The following is a 14903-nucleotide window of genomic DNA, read 5'->3' on the forward strand; positions in this document are numbered from 1 at the left end:
TGCCCGGCTGGATGATGGAACGATTGCCGGGTTTGGCATGCTCCGGCCCCATAACCCGATGCCCGCGTTCCGGCACGCGGCCGAGATCACGTACTTCCTCCGGCCGGACCTGACGGGAAAAGGGATCGGGACACGGATGCTCGCGTTCCTTGAGGAGGCCGGCCGAAAACAGGGAATAACAACACTCCTTGCCAGCATCTCGTCCCTGAACGAGGGCAGTATCCGGTTCCACGCCCGGCAGGGGTTCACGGAATGCGGGAGGTTTGCCCGTGTCGGGATAAAAAAAGGAATTGTCTTCGATACAGTCTGGATGCAGAAGTTCCTCTGAACCGATCAGAACTTCCCTTTCGTGCTCCGGACCGTCTTGTCACCGGTCAGGGCAAGTGCCTGCCCGAGGGCGATGCCGAATGCCTTGAACGCAGCCTCGCACTGGTGATGGTCGTTCTTGCCGGAGAACGTGATGTGCGCCGTGATGCCGGCCCGGGTGCAGAGCGAGTAGAAGAAATGCTCGAAGATATCGGCCGGGATGGTGCTCACGAACTTGTTCCCAAACGTCCCCTTCCAGACAAGGTATCCCCGGCCCCCGCAGTCAAGGGCCACTTCGCCAAGCGACTCGTCCATCGGGATGACCGCGTGGGCGAACCGCCGGATGCCCCGGCCCTCGCCGATCACCTGCTTTACGGCATCACCAAGGACAATGCCGATGTCCTCGATGGTATGGTGGCAGTCCACGTGCAGGTCGCCCTTTGCCGTGCAGGTAAGATCAAATCCCCCGTGCCGGGCCATCGCGGTCAGCATGTGGTCGAAGAACGGGACGCCGCTGTCCACCTTCACAGTCCCCTTCCCGTCGGGGTTCAGTTTCACTACGATCTTCGTCTCCTTTGTCTCGCGCTTCACGTCCACAACTCTCATCTGCATTCCTCCAGTGCATCCACAAGTTTGATCTTCCCGCTGTACAGGGCCGAGCCGAGCACGGCCCCGAAAGCCCCGGCTTCCTTCAGGGCGGCAACATCGGAACGGGCCGAGACACCGCCAGCAACAACAACAGGGATGGTTACCGCATCGATCAGCTGCTTCACCGGTTCAATCCGTATGCCCTGCTGGAGCCCCTCGACATCCACGTTTGTGTACAGGAGCGAACCGGCGCCCAGCTCCTCGAAGCGTTTCGCCCAGCCGATATAGTCCCCGGCCGTCTCCTGCCAGCCGTGCACCGCAATCTGCCCGCCTTTTGCATCAACCCCGGGCATCACCCGCTCTTTACCGAACTCACGGGAGAGGGTGCGGATGCACTCCGGCTCCCGGGTCGCAAGGGTCGAGATGATGACCCGGTCCACGCCGGTTTCGAGCCAGTTCCTCGCATCGTCCACGGAGCGGATGCCTCCGCCCAGCTCGACCTCAACGCCGGTCTTTTTGATCAGGTCTTTGATGAGTCCGGCATTCTTCGAGGCAGTCCCGAAAGCCCCGTCAAGATTGACGATGTGGAGCGCTGTTGCCCCCAGATCCAGCCAGCGGGTGGCACAGGCAAACGGGTCGCCGTAGGCTGTCGCGCTCTCGCGTTTGCCCTGCACGAGCTGGACGCACTTCCCTCCAAGGATATCAACTGCAGGAAAGATCTTCATGGGCAGCCTACCGGATCATCCGCTGAATGGCCATCACGAGAATATCCCGGGCACCGGCACGCCGGAGCTGGTTGATGAGGGTATAAACCCGCTCCTCGCTGACCACCGCGTGGACCGCGACGAGGCCCTCTGATGAGGCAACGTCCATGACAGTCGGGCCGGAGAGACCGGGCAGGACCTTTTTCACCGCGTCAAGGCAGGACCGTCTGGCATTCATCATCAGGTAACACTGCCCCCGCGCCCGGATCACGCTCTCCAGCGCAAGGTGGATCTCGTCGATCTTGTCCCGCTTTTTCTTCAGGGAGTCCTTGTTTGCGATCAGGTGGGTCGAGGTTGTGAGGACCTCGTCGATCACCCGGAGGCGGTTGGTCTTCAGCGTCGTGCCCGAGCTTGACAGGTCGATGATCGCGTCCGCGATCCCGAGATGCGGGGTTGCCTCGCAGGCGCCACCCACCTGCACGATCTCGACCTCTACCTTCTTCTTTGCAAAGTACCTGCCGGTGATGACCGGGAACTCGGTCGCCACCTTCTTCCCCTTCAGCTGCTTCACCGAGGTGATGCCGGAGTCCTCGTGCACGGCAAGGACCAGTGTGCCCCTGCCGGACTGGAGGTCGAGGAGCTCCTCGACATCGGACTCCCGCTCGATCACCATGTCGTGGCCGGTGATGCCAAGGTCGGCTGCCCCGTTTGCAACGTACTCGGGAATATCCGCGGGACGGGCAAAAAGGATCTCGACATGGGGGTCGAGCGTCCGGGTAATCAAACGCCGTTCGGCCCCGGTCTCCGCAAGGTGGAGCCCGCTCTTCTCCACGAGATCGAGGATGGGGGCGGCGATCCTTCCCTTGTTGGGGATCGCAAGCCGCACAACATCAGAAAAAGAAGGGTTGTCACGGGATTTTTTAGTGACAGGTGCAGGTTTTGCCATTGCTGTTCCAATCAGAACGTCTTGAGCTTGCCGGCGATTACCTTTTCGGTGATCTGGGTGACATTGGCCAGCTTGTCGTCAACAATACCAAGGATCTCGGCATTGATGTCCTTTAACGCGACACCGCACACGGGCAGTACCTGGACACTGGCCACGAGGGGCTGGTCGATCGGCTTCCCGATCTGGGAGAGGAGGCGGATGTACATCTCTTCGATGCCGTCGACTTTCCTGACGCAGTCCTGGGCGATCTGGGTCGAGAGGAGGTTATAGATCTTGCCGATGTGGTTGATCGGGTTCTTGCCGCTCGTTGCCTCCATGGACATCGGGCGGTTGGGGGTGATGAGCCCGTTGCAGCGGTTGCCGCGGCCTACCGAGCCGTCGTCTCCCATCTCGGCCGAGGTACCGGTGACGGTTAAGAAGACGCTCTTCTTCCTGATGTCGTCAGCAGTGTTGACGTGGACAACGACCTTCCGCTTCGAGGTCTTCTTTGCGACCGCAGTGATCTCCTCCTTAAGGAGGTCCATGTATTCACTATACTCGCGGATGTCCTTGCAGTACCGGTCAACGATAGCGCAGGCAATGGTGAGGGTGATGGTGTTCCCGTCGCGGAGGCCCATGATCTTGATGTCCTGGCCGATGGCGGGGTACTTCTTCCGGAGTTTTGTGTCAATGTAGTTCGCGCTGTTTAAGATGATGTTCTCCACGTCGGAGAACGGCGCGTGGCCGACACCGAACGAGGTGTCGTTGGACCTCGGGGCCGTGCCCTGGTTGGGCTTGAAGACATCCCGCAGGTCGGTGGAGCCGGTCCCGAGCCGGCAGTCGATCATGATCTCGCGGTTCAGGTCAAGCTCGGGGAGAATCTTGTGGATGTACTTGTTGGCGGCCTCGACGGCAACGGCATCTGCGGGGACCTTGACGCCGTTCCATTCCTTGGTTGCACGGCCGTCCAGGAGCACGTAGATCGGGCGGATCATCCGGCCGCCACCGAACTTCGGTGCGGATTCGCCGGCAACGATCTCGCCCTGGTCGGTGTTGTGGTGGAGGACAACGCCGAACTCCTCAAGGTAGGTTTTGCAGAGGGCCTGGCTGATGGACTCTGCAATGCCATCGGCAATGCTGTCAGGGTGACCGAGGCACTTGCGCTCGGCGACTTCAATGCGCTGCTTTTCAAGGGGGATCTGGTCCAAGGCTTCGATCTGGATGTTTCTTTTCATGAGTGTCCTCGTGGGATTCGTTAGTATACATGGGAATGGTGTTGATATAACGATTTCCAATTATACAAGAAACGAGGCAGGAATTATTACTGTTAGTAATCGAAAAACAGAGGCAGAACGTCGTAAACGCTGCACATGCAACACGATATAACCACAGGTCATGCCCGAAACAGCAGTGTAAAGAGAGAGAAGATACAAGCCGGGCGCACTACGAGGGACTACCGCCGCAGGAATTTATGGAGAATAGTCATTTCGCTGCCTTTCGGGGCCTTCTTGACCGGGGGTTTTGTCGGGACGGGCTTCTCCTCCTCGAAGTCCTCCTGATCGACCGGTACGGGCCGGTTCTCGTGGCCCGGCGGGTCGGTCCTTGTCATCTTTTTCGTGAGCGTCGGGCTGGTGCGGGAGTGGGGAAGCGTCCTTCCCACGTTCAGCTTGGTCCCGCATCCCGGGCAGAAGTTTGCGGAGTGCGGCAGCTTCTTCCCGCAGTTGTGGCAGAACTGGGGGGTTGCCTCTTTTGGCTCATCACGTTCCGGCTTGCCGGTAACGGGGGCTGCCCTGCTCTCCTGGACAACCGGGCGCCGGGCCGGCGCCGGGCTCTCTTCCGCAACAGGGGCCGGCGGCTCGATAACCGTCTGCCGGACGGGCCGGGGTGAGACCGGGCCGGTCTGCCGGATAGCGGTCTTCATGGCTACCCGCATAGCAGACTGCACGGCAGGTTTTGCTACGGCCGGTTCCTCTGCTGCCTCGCGGGTGACCGGGGGTTCCCGCTCGTAGGTAGTGGCAATGACCTGCCTGATCGGCAGTCTCCGGGGGGGCGTCACAGCCGCGGATTCCGGTGCAGGCTCCTCTTCCGGAACGGCTTCCTCTTCGGGAGCATTGTAGGGTGAGAGCAAACGCTTTACCGGGGGCTGCCGCTCGTGGTCCTTTTTGACCGGCCGTCTCACCGGCTGGAGCTCGGGCCGGGGACGGGCACGCTCGGGAACGCGGATCGGTGCAGGCTCCTCCTCTTCCTCTTCACCATATTCCTCGTCATCGATGGGCTCCTGCACCTTTGCCGGCGCAGGCCGCCGCTGGGGCTTTTGTACTGCGGGGCGTTCTTCTTCAGGCTCCTCTTCCGGGACAGGCTCCCGTGGCCGTGCCGCAGCGGGCCGCTTTCCGGGTTTCTTTGCCGGTGCCGGCTCCTCGCCCTGGAGGAGGGTATTCCATTCATCAATCTCCGCAGACCGGTCCGTGCCGCCCTGGACAAAGACCAGCTTCATGGTCTTGATCTCGTCATCTTCGGACCTGAGGGAGAGGACGAGCACGGGGTCGGAACTTTCGGAGACTTCGACGATGCTTCCCACGATGGTATCCCGGGAAACGTCTTTTGCCGTCACCTTGATCTTCTTTTCCTGCGTGTCGATCAAAAAGATACGCTGGTTGGTCAGGTAGGCGTGGAACGAGAATTTCTTGACAGCAACATTGAGTGCCCCAATCAGCACCTGTTCGCCGGGCTGGAGGACCGCAGAGAGACCGCCCTCCTCCTCGTCTTCTGAATCAGGATCCCCTGCCGGTGCCCGGGCCACGGTCCCTTTGGATGCAGGACCCGCCCGCGGTACGGTAAACTTCCCCGCGTCAGCTGCCGCACGCTCTTTTTTCCGGGTAATTTTGCCGCCGCAATAACCGCATTCGGTGATATCATCCCGAAGGTTCATCCCGCAGTGAGGGCACTTCATCAAGGAAACTCCGCTTGTTTATCGTACGGACTGGATAATTATAATGTTCTCATAAGATATGAAAAATTCTCTGATCAGCGATCGGTCCGTCAGGAGGTTCCTGCAGGGCTATTGGGGAGAGATGAGGGCGCTGATCGCTGCGGTGACCTCGCGCCGTTCGTCCTCCTTTTCTACAGGCCAGACATACAGCCCGGCGGTGTCCCGGCTGGTGCTGAGCAACGCATTGACCCGGCAGCGCTCCATATCTCCCGAAAGGAGGCAGTCGTCCGGCCCGACCCGTGCAAACCGGCCGGTGATTGTTGAAGAGACCGGATCGGGGGAGTCAAGAACGTAATAGAGCCCCCGGTTCACGGCAACGATCAGTACCCCGCGTTTCCCGGTCTCGCCGGAGTTCCCCGGCATGATGGTGCCGTACCGTTCGTCGCCGTACTCGTTGAGGAACTCGAGATAGAACAGATCGTGCCGCTCCTTGAGCTGCGAGAGGAAGAGGCCGGCCTTTAAGGGGAGGTAGCGGGAATATTTCGCGTTGACCGGTTCCTTAAGGTGCCTGAACGCCGGGAGTTCAAGGAGCTCGCCAAGGGTCCGCTGCACCCGGAAAAAGGCATCCCCTTTCACGCTCCCGACAACCTTCAGGGGGACCGGCCGGAAGTAGATAGTCTTTCCCAAAACCGGTACCACAAGCGTCCCGTCCTTCATCGCGGTAAGCGTGACCGGTGCGGCCGGCAGGGGCTTGGGCGGTTGCTTTTCCGCCATACGGGCTTTGACAGGCACGATCTTTCCCCCCGGTGCCGTGCCCCGTGCAAGGAGAGCCCACTCCTCCGGGGAGTGCGTTGTGTCCAGGTGCTTCTTCCAGAGCGGGTCGCGGATATGCGCAATGGAGACCAGCCGGTACGCGGGCCCCACGGGAATGAACTTTGCCCCGCAGTGCGAGCACTCGATGATGAAGTCGGTATGGGGGATCCCGAAGAGCTGCTTTCCCACGATCTTCGAGAGGATTCCGGTCCGGCAGACCGGGCAGAGGTCCATCCACGAGATCGATGATCCGGCCGCTCCTCCCGCGAGCCGGACCGAGGGAGCGAGCGTTGATGCGATATGCCAGGTCCAGGGAGGGAGGAGGCGGATTGCCCGCCGTGGCCGGTGCATCTGCCGGTCGATGATCTCTGTCATCTCCGTGATCCCGGCAGTGCAGAGTATCTCGGCGATCACCGGGACGACCGTCTTTCCCGTAATCCGCAGGCGCTCCTCAAGGGCAATGTCAAGGCCGGATGCCACGCTCCCGGCAAGGGAATCGCGGGGCGTTCTGATGGCAAGCGTCCGGGTCGGCTCGGCATTGAGGCACTCCATGGTCACGCCGACCAGTTCGCCAGTGACATGCACGCCGCCCCGTAAAAACGGGAGCTGAGAAACACGCTGTGTCACGGTGGTGCAGGCATGGGCGAACAATTCAGGCGGGATGGGGAGAAACTGGGTAGCGGACATGGTTTTGCGACAGATCCATTGTCGCGGGACCACAATAACCGTTCGGGTGCTGCCGGGTGCAAAGGCCGTGAGCACAAACAAAGCATAAATGCGAGAGCAGCCCCACGTGAGGATACGGATGACAGATATCCACCGGTGCCCTCTCGCACTCCCGTTCATGATGCTCCTCATCTGCACGCTGGTCCTCGCAGCCGGTTGCACGCAGCAGGCAACCACGCCGCCGGCACCCGACCCGGTGCATGAACTGGGCGCGACTTTGCCGCCGCCCGGCGAGCTCGTTTTAGTGAATGGCAGCCGGATGCACGTCCGGTGCACCGGAACCGGCAGCCCCGTGGTTGTCATGGAAGCAGGATCAACGGACATCTCCCTCTCCTGGGGAAAGGTCCAGCCGGGTGTCGCGAATTTCACAAGGGTCTGCGCCTATGACAGGCTGGGGTACGGGTGGAGCGAACCCCTCGAAGGCCCGGTCACTGCCCGGGACGTGACCGGGCAGCTGCATTCCCTCCTCGGCGCCGCAAACATCACCCCTCCCTATGTCCTTGTAGGACACTCCCTTGGCGGAGAATACGTACGGTACTATGCCAGCCGGTACCCGGATGACGTAGCGGGCATTGTGCTCGTGGATCCCGGGTCCGAGTGGCAGATGGTACGGACTGGTGAACATTTCACCCGTGAACAGCAGGCTGCCATCCATACAGCCGTTCTCGGCATCCGGTCAATGCGAGAGAGAGCGGAGAACGGCACGTTCGCCGCCAACCTCTCCCTTGTGCCGGCAGATCCCCGCCTGCCATCGTATGAATTCCACGCGTACCAGGCGCTCCTTGCAGCCCGGCCATCTTTCTGGGAGGCACGGGCTGTCGAGGCGGAGAGCGCATTCTCCATCTTTTCCGAGTTGCAGCAGGCAGAGATCACCCTGCCTAAAAACATCCCGCTCGTTGTCATCGCTTCGGGGAATGACATGGGATTCTCGCAGGACCCGTCAAACAATGCAGAGGCCAATGCCATGTTCCGCACGCTCCAGCAGGAGATGGCCCGTGAATCGGCAAACGGGACATATCGTGTTGCACCAAATACCACGCATTACGTCCAGCTGGACCGGCCCGATATCGTTATTGAAGCAATCCGTTCGGTTGTCGATACCGCCCGCGCTTTACCTGATAAGAATATCAAGATGTAATCCCGCCGGTCGGGGGATCCGGCTGCGCAAAAAGGAGAGATTGTATTTTCAGCACCCGCACCGGAACAGGTCCCGGACCATCTCCGGGATCTCCGATACGCGGGACGCAACCGGCACGCCGTGCTTTTTGAGCCGGGCGATCTTGGACTTTGCATCGCCCTCGCCGCCCTCGACAATGGCCCCGGCATGGCCCATCCGCTTGTCGGGCGGGGCCGAGACGCCGGCAATGTAGGAGACAATCGGGAGGTCGGTGCAGGTCGCTCCTTCCTCTTCGAGGTTCCCGCCCACTTCACCGATCAGGACAACCGCTTTTGTCTCCGGGTCCTTCTCGAAGCGCTGCATCACGTCAACAAACGTCTGCCCGATGACCGGGTCGCCGCCAATGCCGACCACCGTGCTCTGCCCGATGCCGGCCCGTGTCAGCTCGTCCACGACCTCGTAGGTGAGCGTGCCCGAGCGGGAGATGACTCCCACGTGGCCGCGGGTGAAGAGGGCGGACGGCATGATTCCCATCTTCACCTCGCCGGGCGAGAGGAGCCCGGGGCAGTTGGGGCCGATCACGCTTGCGCCCTCCATCCTCGCGTACGCGATCGCCTTCATGGTGTCCTGTACGGGGATGTGTTCGGTGATGCAGACGATGGTCTCGATGCCGGCGTTCGCCTCCTCCATGATGGCGTCGGCAGCGGCTCCCGCGGGGACGAAGATGACGGCAGCGCCGATGTCGTGCTCCTTCATCGCGTCCTTCACGGTGTTGTACACCGGCACACCGTGCACCTGCTGGCCACCCTTGCCGGGCGTGACACCCGCAACAACACCCCGGCCTCCGACCTGCTTCGCGTATGCATTCATCAGGCCGATATGGAACTCGCCCTGCTTGCCGGTTGCCCCCTGCACGAGCACGCCGGTCTTTTTGTCCCCGTAGATCATGCTGTAACCTCCACGGCTTTCTTCACCACGAGATCCATCGTGTCCAGCATCTCATAGCCTTTCTCCGAGAGGAGCCGCCGGCCCTCGGCCTCGTTCGTGCCCGCAAGCCGGACAATGACCTTCTGCGGGATCTCCGCGGCGATGATCCCCTTTGCCACCTCGTCGCACTTGGTGATGCCGCCCAGCAGGTTGACAACGATGACCTTCACGCTCGGGACACTCGCCACGAGGCGTACCGCGTTCTTCACCCGCTCGCTCTCGGCCCCGCCGCCCACATCCAGGAAGTTTGCCGCCTTCCCGCCATAATACTCGATGAGGTCGAGCGTTGCCATGGTGAGCCCGGCGCCGTTCCCGATAACGCCGATCCTGCCGTCCAGCTCCACGTAGGAGAAGCCATGCTTCTCCGCCTCGCGTTCCCGCTCCGAGAGATCGCGGTTGACCGTGATCCCCTGCCGGCCAAGGGCATTGTCATCCACGATGATCTTCGCATCCGCGGCAAAGATCCCGTTCGGGGTTGCAACCAGCGGGTTGATCTCGGCAAGGAGGGCATCCTTCCCAATAAAGACCTGGTAGAGCTTGTTGATGACCGGGCCGATCTCCTTGGGGGCAGTGCTGAGGAGTTCGCGGATCAGGAACGGGGGAAGGTCCTTCATGAGCGGGTTTGCAACGACCTTCCGGATCAGTTCCGGGTGCTCCTTTGCGGTGATCTCGATCTCGACTCCTCCTGCTTCCGTGAAGAGGATGAGCGGCTGCTTTGAAGAGCGATCGACCGTGATGGAAAGATAGTATTCATGTTTGATGTCAAGCTTCTGCTCGGCGAGAACCTCTTTCACGGGCAGCCCCTTGATCTGCTTTCCGAAGAGCTCCTGTGCCACCTTCGTGCCCGTGGCCTTGTCGGCCATCAGGATGCCGCCGGCCTTGCCCCGGCCGCCGACATCCACCTGGGCCTTTAAGACGAATGCATCGCCGAGTGCAGCGAGGTGAGGGGTGAGTTCGTCGGGCGATTTGATCAGGAATCCGGCGGGGACGGGGATCCCGGCCGCTTTAATGACATTCTTTGCCTCGTATTCGCGGAGTTTCATGGCTGTTTCCCCAGCTCAAGGCCGAGCTGCATGGCTTTCAGGTTCAGTTCCTCGGTTCCCTTCGGCACGGAATCGAGGATGGCTTTCTTTAACGATTCTTCGCTCACAACGTGCGTTGCGGCAACGAGCGCCCCGAGCATCACGATGTTCGCGACGATATCCTTCTTTAAGGTCTGCTTTGCCTGCTGTGTTGCCGGCACTTCGATACACCGGCACTTCGGCCGGGAGTGGACGAGAGTCGAGTCGATGAGCATCACCGCTGACTCCTGGGCGGAGGCGCCGTACTTCTCAAAGCCCTCCTGCGACATGATAACGTAGATGCCGGGGATTGAGACCTTGGGGTACAGGATCTGCTCATCATCGATGACCACCTGGCTCATCGATGCCCCGCCCCGGGCCTCCGGCCCGTACACCTGTGTCTGGGCGGCAAACTTGTTGTCGTACATCACGGCTGCCCGCCCGATGATGACGGCCGAGAGGATGATCCCCTGTCCGCCAAACCCCGAGAACCGGATCTCGTGCCTCATGGTTTCACTCCTATGGCGGGCCGGTTCCTTTTTGTGAGCTCTCCGACAACGAACATATCCTCCGGGACGTGCTCGTGGTTGTCGAGCATCCGGTCCCGCTTTGCCTTCAGGAGCGAGTGGGACTTTAAGAACTCGACATGGTCCATGACCTGCCGGAACTTGTTCCGGCGCCCGAACGCCGTGGGGCACTGGACCAGCACCTCGATGAACGAAAAGCCCGGGGTCTCGAGGCCGACCTTGACGGCCTTCTCAAGCTCCTTAACATGGTAGGAAGTCCAGCGGGCGACATAGTTTGCCCCCGCGGCGGTTGCAAGCTCGCAGAGATCGAACGGCGGCTCGGCGCAGCCAAATGGCGTTGTGGATGAGAGGCAGCCCCTTGGAGTGGTCGGGCTCCCCTGGCCGCCGGTCATGCCATAGATCTGGTTGTTCATGCAGACAACCGTCATATCGATGTTCCGCCGGCAGGCATGAATGAAATGGTTGCCGCCGATCGCCGCCATGTCGCCATCGCCCGTGAAGACCACGACATTGAACGCGGGTTTTGCCATCTTGACACCGGTCGCGAACGCGAGCGCCCGGCCGTGGGTGGTGTGGAGCGAGTCGGTGAGGATATATCCCGGCGCACGCGACGAGCAGCCAATACCTGACACGAAGACGGTATCCTCCTTCTTCCAGCCCATCTGGTCGACAGCCGCAAGCGTGCAGTTGATGATCGTACCGTTCCCACAGCCGGCGCAGTAAATGTGGGGGAGCCGGTCCTCGCGGAACCACTCGTCGTAGCTCATGCTTTCTCCTCCAGGGCCGTTACCAGGTCTGCGGGTGTGTGCAGCTCCCCACCGAGCTTGGCGATGGAGACCACCGGCACCTTCACGTGCCGCTGGATCTCGCGGGCTATCTGGCCGAGGTTCATCTCCGGGACAAGGAAACGCTTTGCGTTTTTGAATTTCGCAAGCGCTTTTTCCGGGAACGGCCATACCGTACGGATCCGGAGGAAGCCGACGTTATTGTCCTTTTTATCATGCATCACCTGCATGACCGTGCGGACCGGCGCGCCATAGGCAATGAAGACCTGCTCCGCGTCCGGGTTCACGACATCGTAATCTGCCATATCATCGCGGGCGTTCTCGATCTTGTCCACGAGCCGCTGCACGAGCGCCATGTGCAGCTTCGGGTTCGTTGCCGCAGGGTACCCCCGCTCATCGTGCGTAAGACCAGTCACGTGGACGTGCTGGCCGGTGCCGAACGCCGGAAATCCGGGGATGAGATCCGGGTCGGTGACCCGGAACGGGGGGGTGCCGGAGATGAAGGGTTTCCTCCCTGTCTTCTCAACGCTGTCCGGGACAAGGATTTTCTCCCGCATGTGCCCGATAGTCTCATCTGCCATTACAAAGACGGGCGTGCGGTACTTGTCCGCGAGGTTGAACGCCTTTACCGTGAGCTCGAACATCTCCTGCACCGTAGCCGGACAAAGAGCGATAACTGCATAGTCGCCATGCGAGCCGAACCGGACCTGCATCATGTCCCCCTGCGCCGACATGGTTGGCTGACCCGTGGACGGGCCGCCCCGCTGGACATTGACGACAACGCAGGGCGTCTCTGTCATGGCAGCAAATCCGATGTTCTCCATCATCAGCGAGAATCCCGGGCCACTCGTTGCGGTCATAGACCGGGCACCGGTCCATGACGCCCCGATGATGGACGCTATCCCCGCGATCTCGTCCTCCATCTGGATGAAGACCCCGCCTTTCTTCGGGAGCTTTGCCGCCATGTGCTCGGCTACTTCCGTGGAGGGTGTAATGGGGTACCCGCCGAAGAAGTTGCACCCGGCGGCAAGCGCCCCCTCAGCGCAGGCCGTGTTGCCCTGCCAGAATTCAAGTCGCGTCAATATTCAATCGCCACCTTGTGCGGTTCGTAGGGTTCTTCCTCGACCCAGTGGATTGCCTGGTCGGGGCAGGTGAGCTGGCAGACACCGCAGAGCTGCCTCCCGTAAAGGTTACGCAGCCGGCAGTTGGTGCAGCGCTCGGGCCGGTCCAGCTCGGGGATGGCAACCCCTTTCCGGTTCAGCTTCTTCCCCTCGCGGAAGATCTTGTACGGGCAGACTTTGGTGCAAAGATTGCACCCCTTGCAGCGGTTCTCGTCGATGGAGAGCTTCATGGGTCGGAGTCCTGATCGTAGTACTTATACGGGAACTGTTACAAAAAACCTGCTCTTTTTTACAATGTTGAGGGTCATAAGACCCGAGACAGGAGAAGAACCTGTAAGGTTCTTCGACCATCAGCGGCAAGCCCCCGGCTCATACTTCCCAAACGCCGCCTCCGCCTTCTTCCGGGCCGCCTCGAAGATGTCGTTCCCGTGCGAATCGATCCCGACCACGAGCGGCAGCCGGTCGAGCTCGATCGCCCAGACAGCTTCGGCCATGCCAAGGTCCTCGTAGTAAACACCTTTCAGCGTCATACGGGTCGAGGCGAGAGCAGCGCACCCACCGGTGAATGCGAGGTACACGCCCTTCCCCGCGAGCTGGTCCCGCACCGTGGTTCCCATACCGCCTTTTCCGATGAACGCCCGGACACCCTTGTCAATGAGGAAACCCTCCAGCTCGTTCATTCGTGCGGAGGTCGTGGGGCCGGCGGCGACCACCTTCCCGTCCTGGATCACCGGGCCGCAGTGGTAGATGACGGCCCCCATCGGGTCGAACGGGATCCCATCCTTCATCATCCGGAGATGGGCCTCGTCGCGTGCAGTGTACACGATGCCAGAGAGCTCGACATGATCACCGGCTTTCAGCTCCAGCACCTCGTCGCCCAGGGGAGTTGTCAGCCACACGGGTTTTTTTGTCACCACGTCACCTCCACGGTCGCGTGCCGGTTTGCCCAGCACTGGATGTTGACGGCCACCGGCAGCGAAGCGGTGTGACAGCCGGCCGTCTTCACTTTTACCGCAAGCGCCGTGAAGTCCCCGCCAAGCCCCATCGGCCCGATACCAAGTTTGTTGACAGCGCAGAGGAGTGATTGCTCGAAGTCCGTCATCCGGTCGACCGGTTCCAGCAGCGCCTCCTTTGCGAGCGCAGCAGCGCCATCGAACGTCCCGCCAATCCCGACACCGACAATGACGGGAGGGCAGGGACGTGCCCCCGCAAGGTACACGGTCTCGACAACGAACTTTTCGATCTGGTCCTTCTGCGACGGGAGGAGCATGGCGGTGCGCGACATGTTCTCTGCGCCGGCCCCTTTCGGGAGTACCGTGACGGTGAATTTTTTACCGGGTTTCACGTGGATTGCCGGCATCCCCATGCCCGTGTTGTCGTTCGTGTTGTGCCGGGTGAGCGGGTCCACGACATTGGGGCGGAGGGGGATCTCCGTGGTTGCCCTCCGGACGCCCTCCGCTACCGCGTCGTACAGCCCCTGCGTGAGCGGCACCTCCGGGGGAATGGTGAGGTAGACCACCGGGACGCCCGTGTCCTGGCAGAGCGGCACGCCGCGTTCACCTGCGGTCCGTATGTTCAGGAGGATATTGGCATATTCGCCGCGGGCAACCGTGTTCGTCTCGGCACGGGCAGCGTCCCCGATCACCTTCAGTACGTCCACCGGGAGGTGGATGACCGCCTCGCGGTACGCCGCAAGCGTTGCGGAGGCAAGCGCTGCATGGATACGATCGGAGTCTTGCACCGGCATTCAAAATATACTGGGGGGCAGGGGGTAATATAGCGAACGGAGACCCTGATGCAGGCGGTTTTTTTCAAACGACCATTCCGGAATGTACCTTTGCGTACCATCACCACAGAAAATGCTATATTGAAAAGCGCACATGGTTGAACTATGCCTGACAGGATTCGGGCTCTCTATGTTGACGATGAGCCTGGCCTCCTTGAAGTTACCCGCCTTTTCCTTGAGAAGTCCCCGGAGTTCAGTGTCGATACTGCGGAGTCGGCGCAGGATGCCCTCGATTCACCCGCCATTGCCTCCTGCGATGCCATTATCTCCGATTACCAGATGCCGGGCATGGACGGGATCGCATTTTTAAAGGCCGTCCGGGAGAAGTACGGCGACATCCCCTTTATCCTTTTCACGGGACGGGGGCGCGAGGAGGTTGTTATCCAGGCCATCAACAACGGGGCTGACTTCTACCTCCAGAAAGGCGGGGACCCGACCGCGCAGTTCGCAGAGCTGGCGCACAAGATCCGCCAGGCCGTAAGCCGGAAGAGGAGCCAGGACGAGCTCAAGGCCGCGTACGAGCAGATC

General features: G+C 61.0%; 17 protein-coding genes. 3 read left to right on the forward strand and 14 right to left on the reverse strand.

The window, feature by feature from the left end; all coding sequences use genetic code 11:
- On the forward strand, nucleotides 1-328 hold a 328-nt coding region (locus tag CW742_RS00745), incomplete at its 5' end, for a GNAT family N-acetyltransferase (protein WP_292415506.1).
- A 5-nt stretch (nucleotides 329-333) separates the two neighbouring features.
- On the opposite strand, the gene hisB is transcribed toward CW742_RS00745, so the two are convergent.
- The 6 genes from hisB to CW742_RS00775 all read right to left on the reverse strand — a co-directional run bounded on the left by hisB (nucleotide 334) and on the right by CW742_RS00775 (nucleotide 6952).
- Nucleotides 334-912, reverse strand: a complete 579-nt coding sequence (gene hisB / locus CW742_RS00750) for an imidazoleglycerol-phosphate dehydratase HisB (protein ID WP_292415507.1) — start codon at nucleotides 910-912, stop codon at nucleotides 334-336.
- Nucleotides 909-1619 (reverse strand): 1-(5-phosphoribosyl)-5-[(5-phosphoribosylamino)methylideneamino]imidazole-4-carboxamide isomerase, encoded by a 711-nt coding sequence (hisA, locus tag CW742_RS00755; protein ID WP_292415508.1) that lies wholly within the window; start codon nucleotides 1617-1619, stop codon nucleotides 909-911. The genes hisB and hisA overlap by 4 nt, the downstream gene beginning before the upstream one ends.
- A gap of 7 nt (nucleotides 1620-1626) precedes the next feature.
- Entirely contained in the window at nucleotides 1627-2544 is a 918-nt protein-coding gene (gene hisG, locus CW742_RS00760) for an ATP phosphoribosyltransferase (RefSeq protein WP_292415509.1), read from the reverse strand.
- Between the two features lie 11 nt (nucleotides 2545-2555).
- Nucleotides 2556-3758 (reverse strand): methionine adenosyltransferase, encoded by a 1203-nt coding sequence (locus CW742_RS00765; RefSeq protein WP_292415510.1) that lies wholly within the window; start codon nucleotides 3756-3758, stop codon nucleotides 2556-2558.
- Nucleotides 3759-3976: 218 nt separating this feature from the next.
- Nucleotides 3977-5473 (reverse strand): zinc ribbon domain-containing protein, encoded by a 1497-nt coding sequence (locus CW742_RS00770; RefSeq protein WP_292415511.1) that lies wholly within the window; start codon nucleotides 5471-5473, stop codon nucleotides 3977-3979.
- Nucleotides 5474-5581: 108 nt separating this feature from the next.
- Nucleotides 5582-6952 (reverse strand): hypothetical protein, encoded by a 1371-nt coding sequence (locus CW742_RS00775; RefSeq protein ID WP_292415512.1) that lies wholly within the window; start codon nucleotides 6950-6952, stop codon nucleotides 5582-5584.
- 118 nt (nucleotides 6953-7070) lie between these two features.
- On the opposite strand from CW742_RS00775, the gene CW742_RS00780 reads away from it, so the two are divergent.
- Nucleotides 7071-8129 (forward strand): alpha/beta fold hydrolase, encoded by a 1059-nt coding sequence (locus CW742_RS00780; RefSeq protein ID WP_292415513.1) that lies wholly within the window; start codon nucleotides 7071-7073, stop codon nucleotides 8127-8129.
- A gap of 48 nt (nucleotides 8130-8177) precedes the next feature.
- Here the strand turns inward: CW742_RS00780 and sucD are convergent, their stop codons facing one another.
- From sucD to CW742_RS00820, 8 genes are all read right to left on the reverse strand, one after another.
- A complete protein-coding gene (gene sucD / locus CW742_RS00785) occupies nucleotides 8178-9056 on the reverse strand; it encodes a succinate--CoA ligase subunit alpha (RefSeq protein WP_292415514.1) in 879 nt (292 codons plus the stop codon).
- The gene (locus tag CW742_RS00790) at nucleotides 9053-10138 is read right to left on the reverse strand and encodes a succinate--CoA ligase subunit beta (protein WP_292415515.1); all 1086 of its coding nucleotides are present in this window, start codon (nucleotides 10136-10138) and stop codon (nucleotides 9053-9055) included. Before CW742_RS00790 ends, sucD begins: the two co-directional genes overlap by 4 nt.
- Nucleotides 10135-10665: a 2-oxoacid:acceptor oxidoreductase family protein gene (locus tag CW742_RS00795; protein WP_292415516.1), complete on the reverse strand. Its 531-nt coding sequence runs from the start codon at nucleotides 10663-10665 to the stop codon at nucleotides 10135-10137. The genes CW742_RS00790 and CW742_RS00795 overlap by 4 nt, the downstream gene beginning before the upstream one ends.
- Nucleotides 10662-11450: a thiamine pyrophosphate-dependent enzyme gene (locus tag CW742_RS00800; RefSeq protein ID WP_292415517.1), complete on the reverse strand. Its 789-nt coding sequence runs from the start codon at nucleotides 11448-11450 to the stop codon at nucleotides 10662-10664. The genes CW742_RS00795 and CW742_RS00800 overlap by 4 nt, the downstream gene beginning before the upstream one ends.
- Nucleotides 11447-12550 (reverse strand): 2-oxoacid:acceptor oxidoreductase subunit alpha, encoded by a 1104-nt coding sequence (locus tag CW742_RS00805; protein WP_292415518.1) that lies wholly within the window; start codon nucleotides 12548-12550, stop codon nucleotides 11447-11449. Before CW742_RS00805 ends, CW742_RS00800 begins: the two co-directional genes overlap by 4 nt.
- Nucleotides 12547-12819, reverse strand: coding sequence for a ferredoxin family protein (locus CW742_RS00810; RefSeq protein WP_292415519.1), 273 nt, complete (start codon nucleotides 12817-12819; stop codon nucleotides 12547-12549). Before CW742_RS00810 ends, CW742_RS00805 begins: the two co-directional genes overlap by 4 nt.
- A 120-nt stretch (nucleotides 12820-12939) precedes the next feature.
- Complete coding sequence (locus tag CW742_RS00815) at nucleotides 12940-13503, reverse strand: FumA C-terminus/TtdB family hydratase beta subunit (protein WP_292415520.1); 564 nt, start codon at nucleotides 13501-13503, stop codon at nucleotides 12940-12942.
- Complete coding sequence (locus tag CW742_RS00820; protein WP_292415521.1) at nucleotides 13500-14336, reverse strand: fumarate hydratase; 837 nt, start codon at nucleotides 14334-14336, stop codon at nucleotides 13500-13502. The genes CW742_RS00815 and CW742_RS00820 overlap by 4 nt, the downstream gene beginning before the upstream one ends.
- 144 nt (nucleotides 14337-14480) lie before the next feature.
- Here CW742_RS00820 and CW742_RS00825 point away from each other — a divergent pair.
- Nucleotides 14481-14903 (forward strand): response regulator (locus tag CW742_RS00825; protein WP_292415522.1); only part of this gene is annotated, 423 nt, incomplete at its 3' end.

Origin of the sequence: Methanoregula sp. (assembly GCF_002835825.1) — an archaeon.
Taxonomy (GTDB): Archaea; Halobacteriota; Methanomicrobia; order Methanomicrobiales; family Methanospirillaceae; genus Methanoregula.

Coding starts and splice junctions, on each gene's coding strand:
- CW742_RS00770 (WP_292415511.1), bottom strand. CDS start 5,473: ATGAAGTGCCCTCACTGCGGGATGAACCTTCGGGATGATATCACCGAA.
- hisA (WP_292415508.1), bottom strand. CDS start 1,619: ATGAAGATCTTTCCTGCAGTTGATATCCTTGGAGGGAAGTGCGTCCAG.
- CW742_RS00790 (WP_292415515.1), bottom strand. CDS start 10,138: ATGAAACTCCGCGAATACGAGGCAAAGAATGTCATTAAAGCGGCCGGG.
- hisG (WP_292415509.1), bottom strand. CDS start 2,544: ATGGCAAAACCTGCACCTGTCACTAAAAAATCCCGTGACAACCCTTCT.
- CW742_RS00765 (WP_292415510.1), bottom strand. CDS start 3,758: ATGAAAAGAAACATCCAGATCGAAGCCTTGGACCAGATCCCCCTTGAA.
- CW742_RS00775 (WP_292415512.1), bottom strand. CDS start 6,952: ATGTCCGCTACCCAGTTTCTCCCCATCCCGCCTGAATTGTTCGCCCAT.
- CW742_RS00800 (WP_292415517.1), bottom strand. CDS start 11,450: ATGAGCTACGACGAGTGGTTCCGCGAGGACCGGCTCCCCCACATTTAC.
- hisB (WP_292415507.1), bottom strand. CDS start 912: ATGAGAGTTGTGGACGTGAAGCGCGAGACAAAGGAGACGAAGATCGTA.
- sucD (WP_292415514.1), bottom strand. CDS start 9,056: ATGATCTACGGGGACAAAAAGACCGGCGTGCTCGTGCAGGGGGCAACC.
- CW742_RS00780 (WP_292415513.1), top strand. CDS start 7,071: ATGACAGATATCCACCGGTGCCCTCTCGCACTCCCGTTCATGATGCTC.
- CW742_RS00810 (WP_292415519.1), bottom strand. CDS start 12,819: ATGAAGCTCTCCATCGACGAGAACCGCTGCAAGGGGTGCAATCTTTGC.
- CW742_RS00795 (WP_292415516.1), bottom strand. CDS start 10,665: ATGAGGCACGAGATCCGGTTCTCGGGGTTTGGCGGACAGGGGATCATC.
- CW742_RS00820 (WP_292415521.1), bottom strand. CDS start 14,336: ATGCCGGTGCAAGACTCCGATCGTATCCATGCAGCGCTTGCCTCCGCA.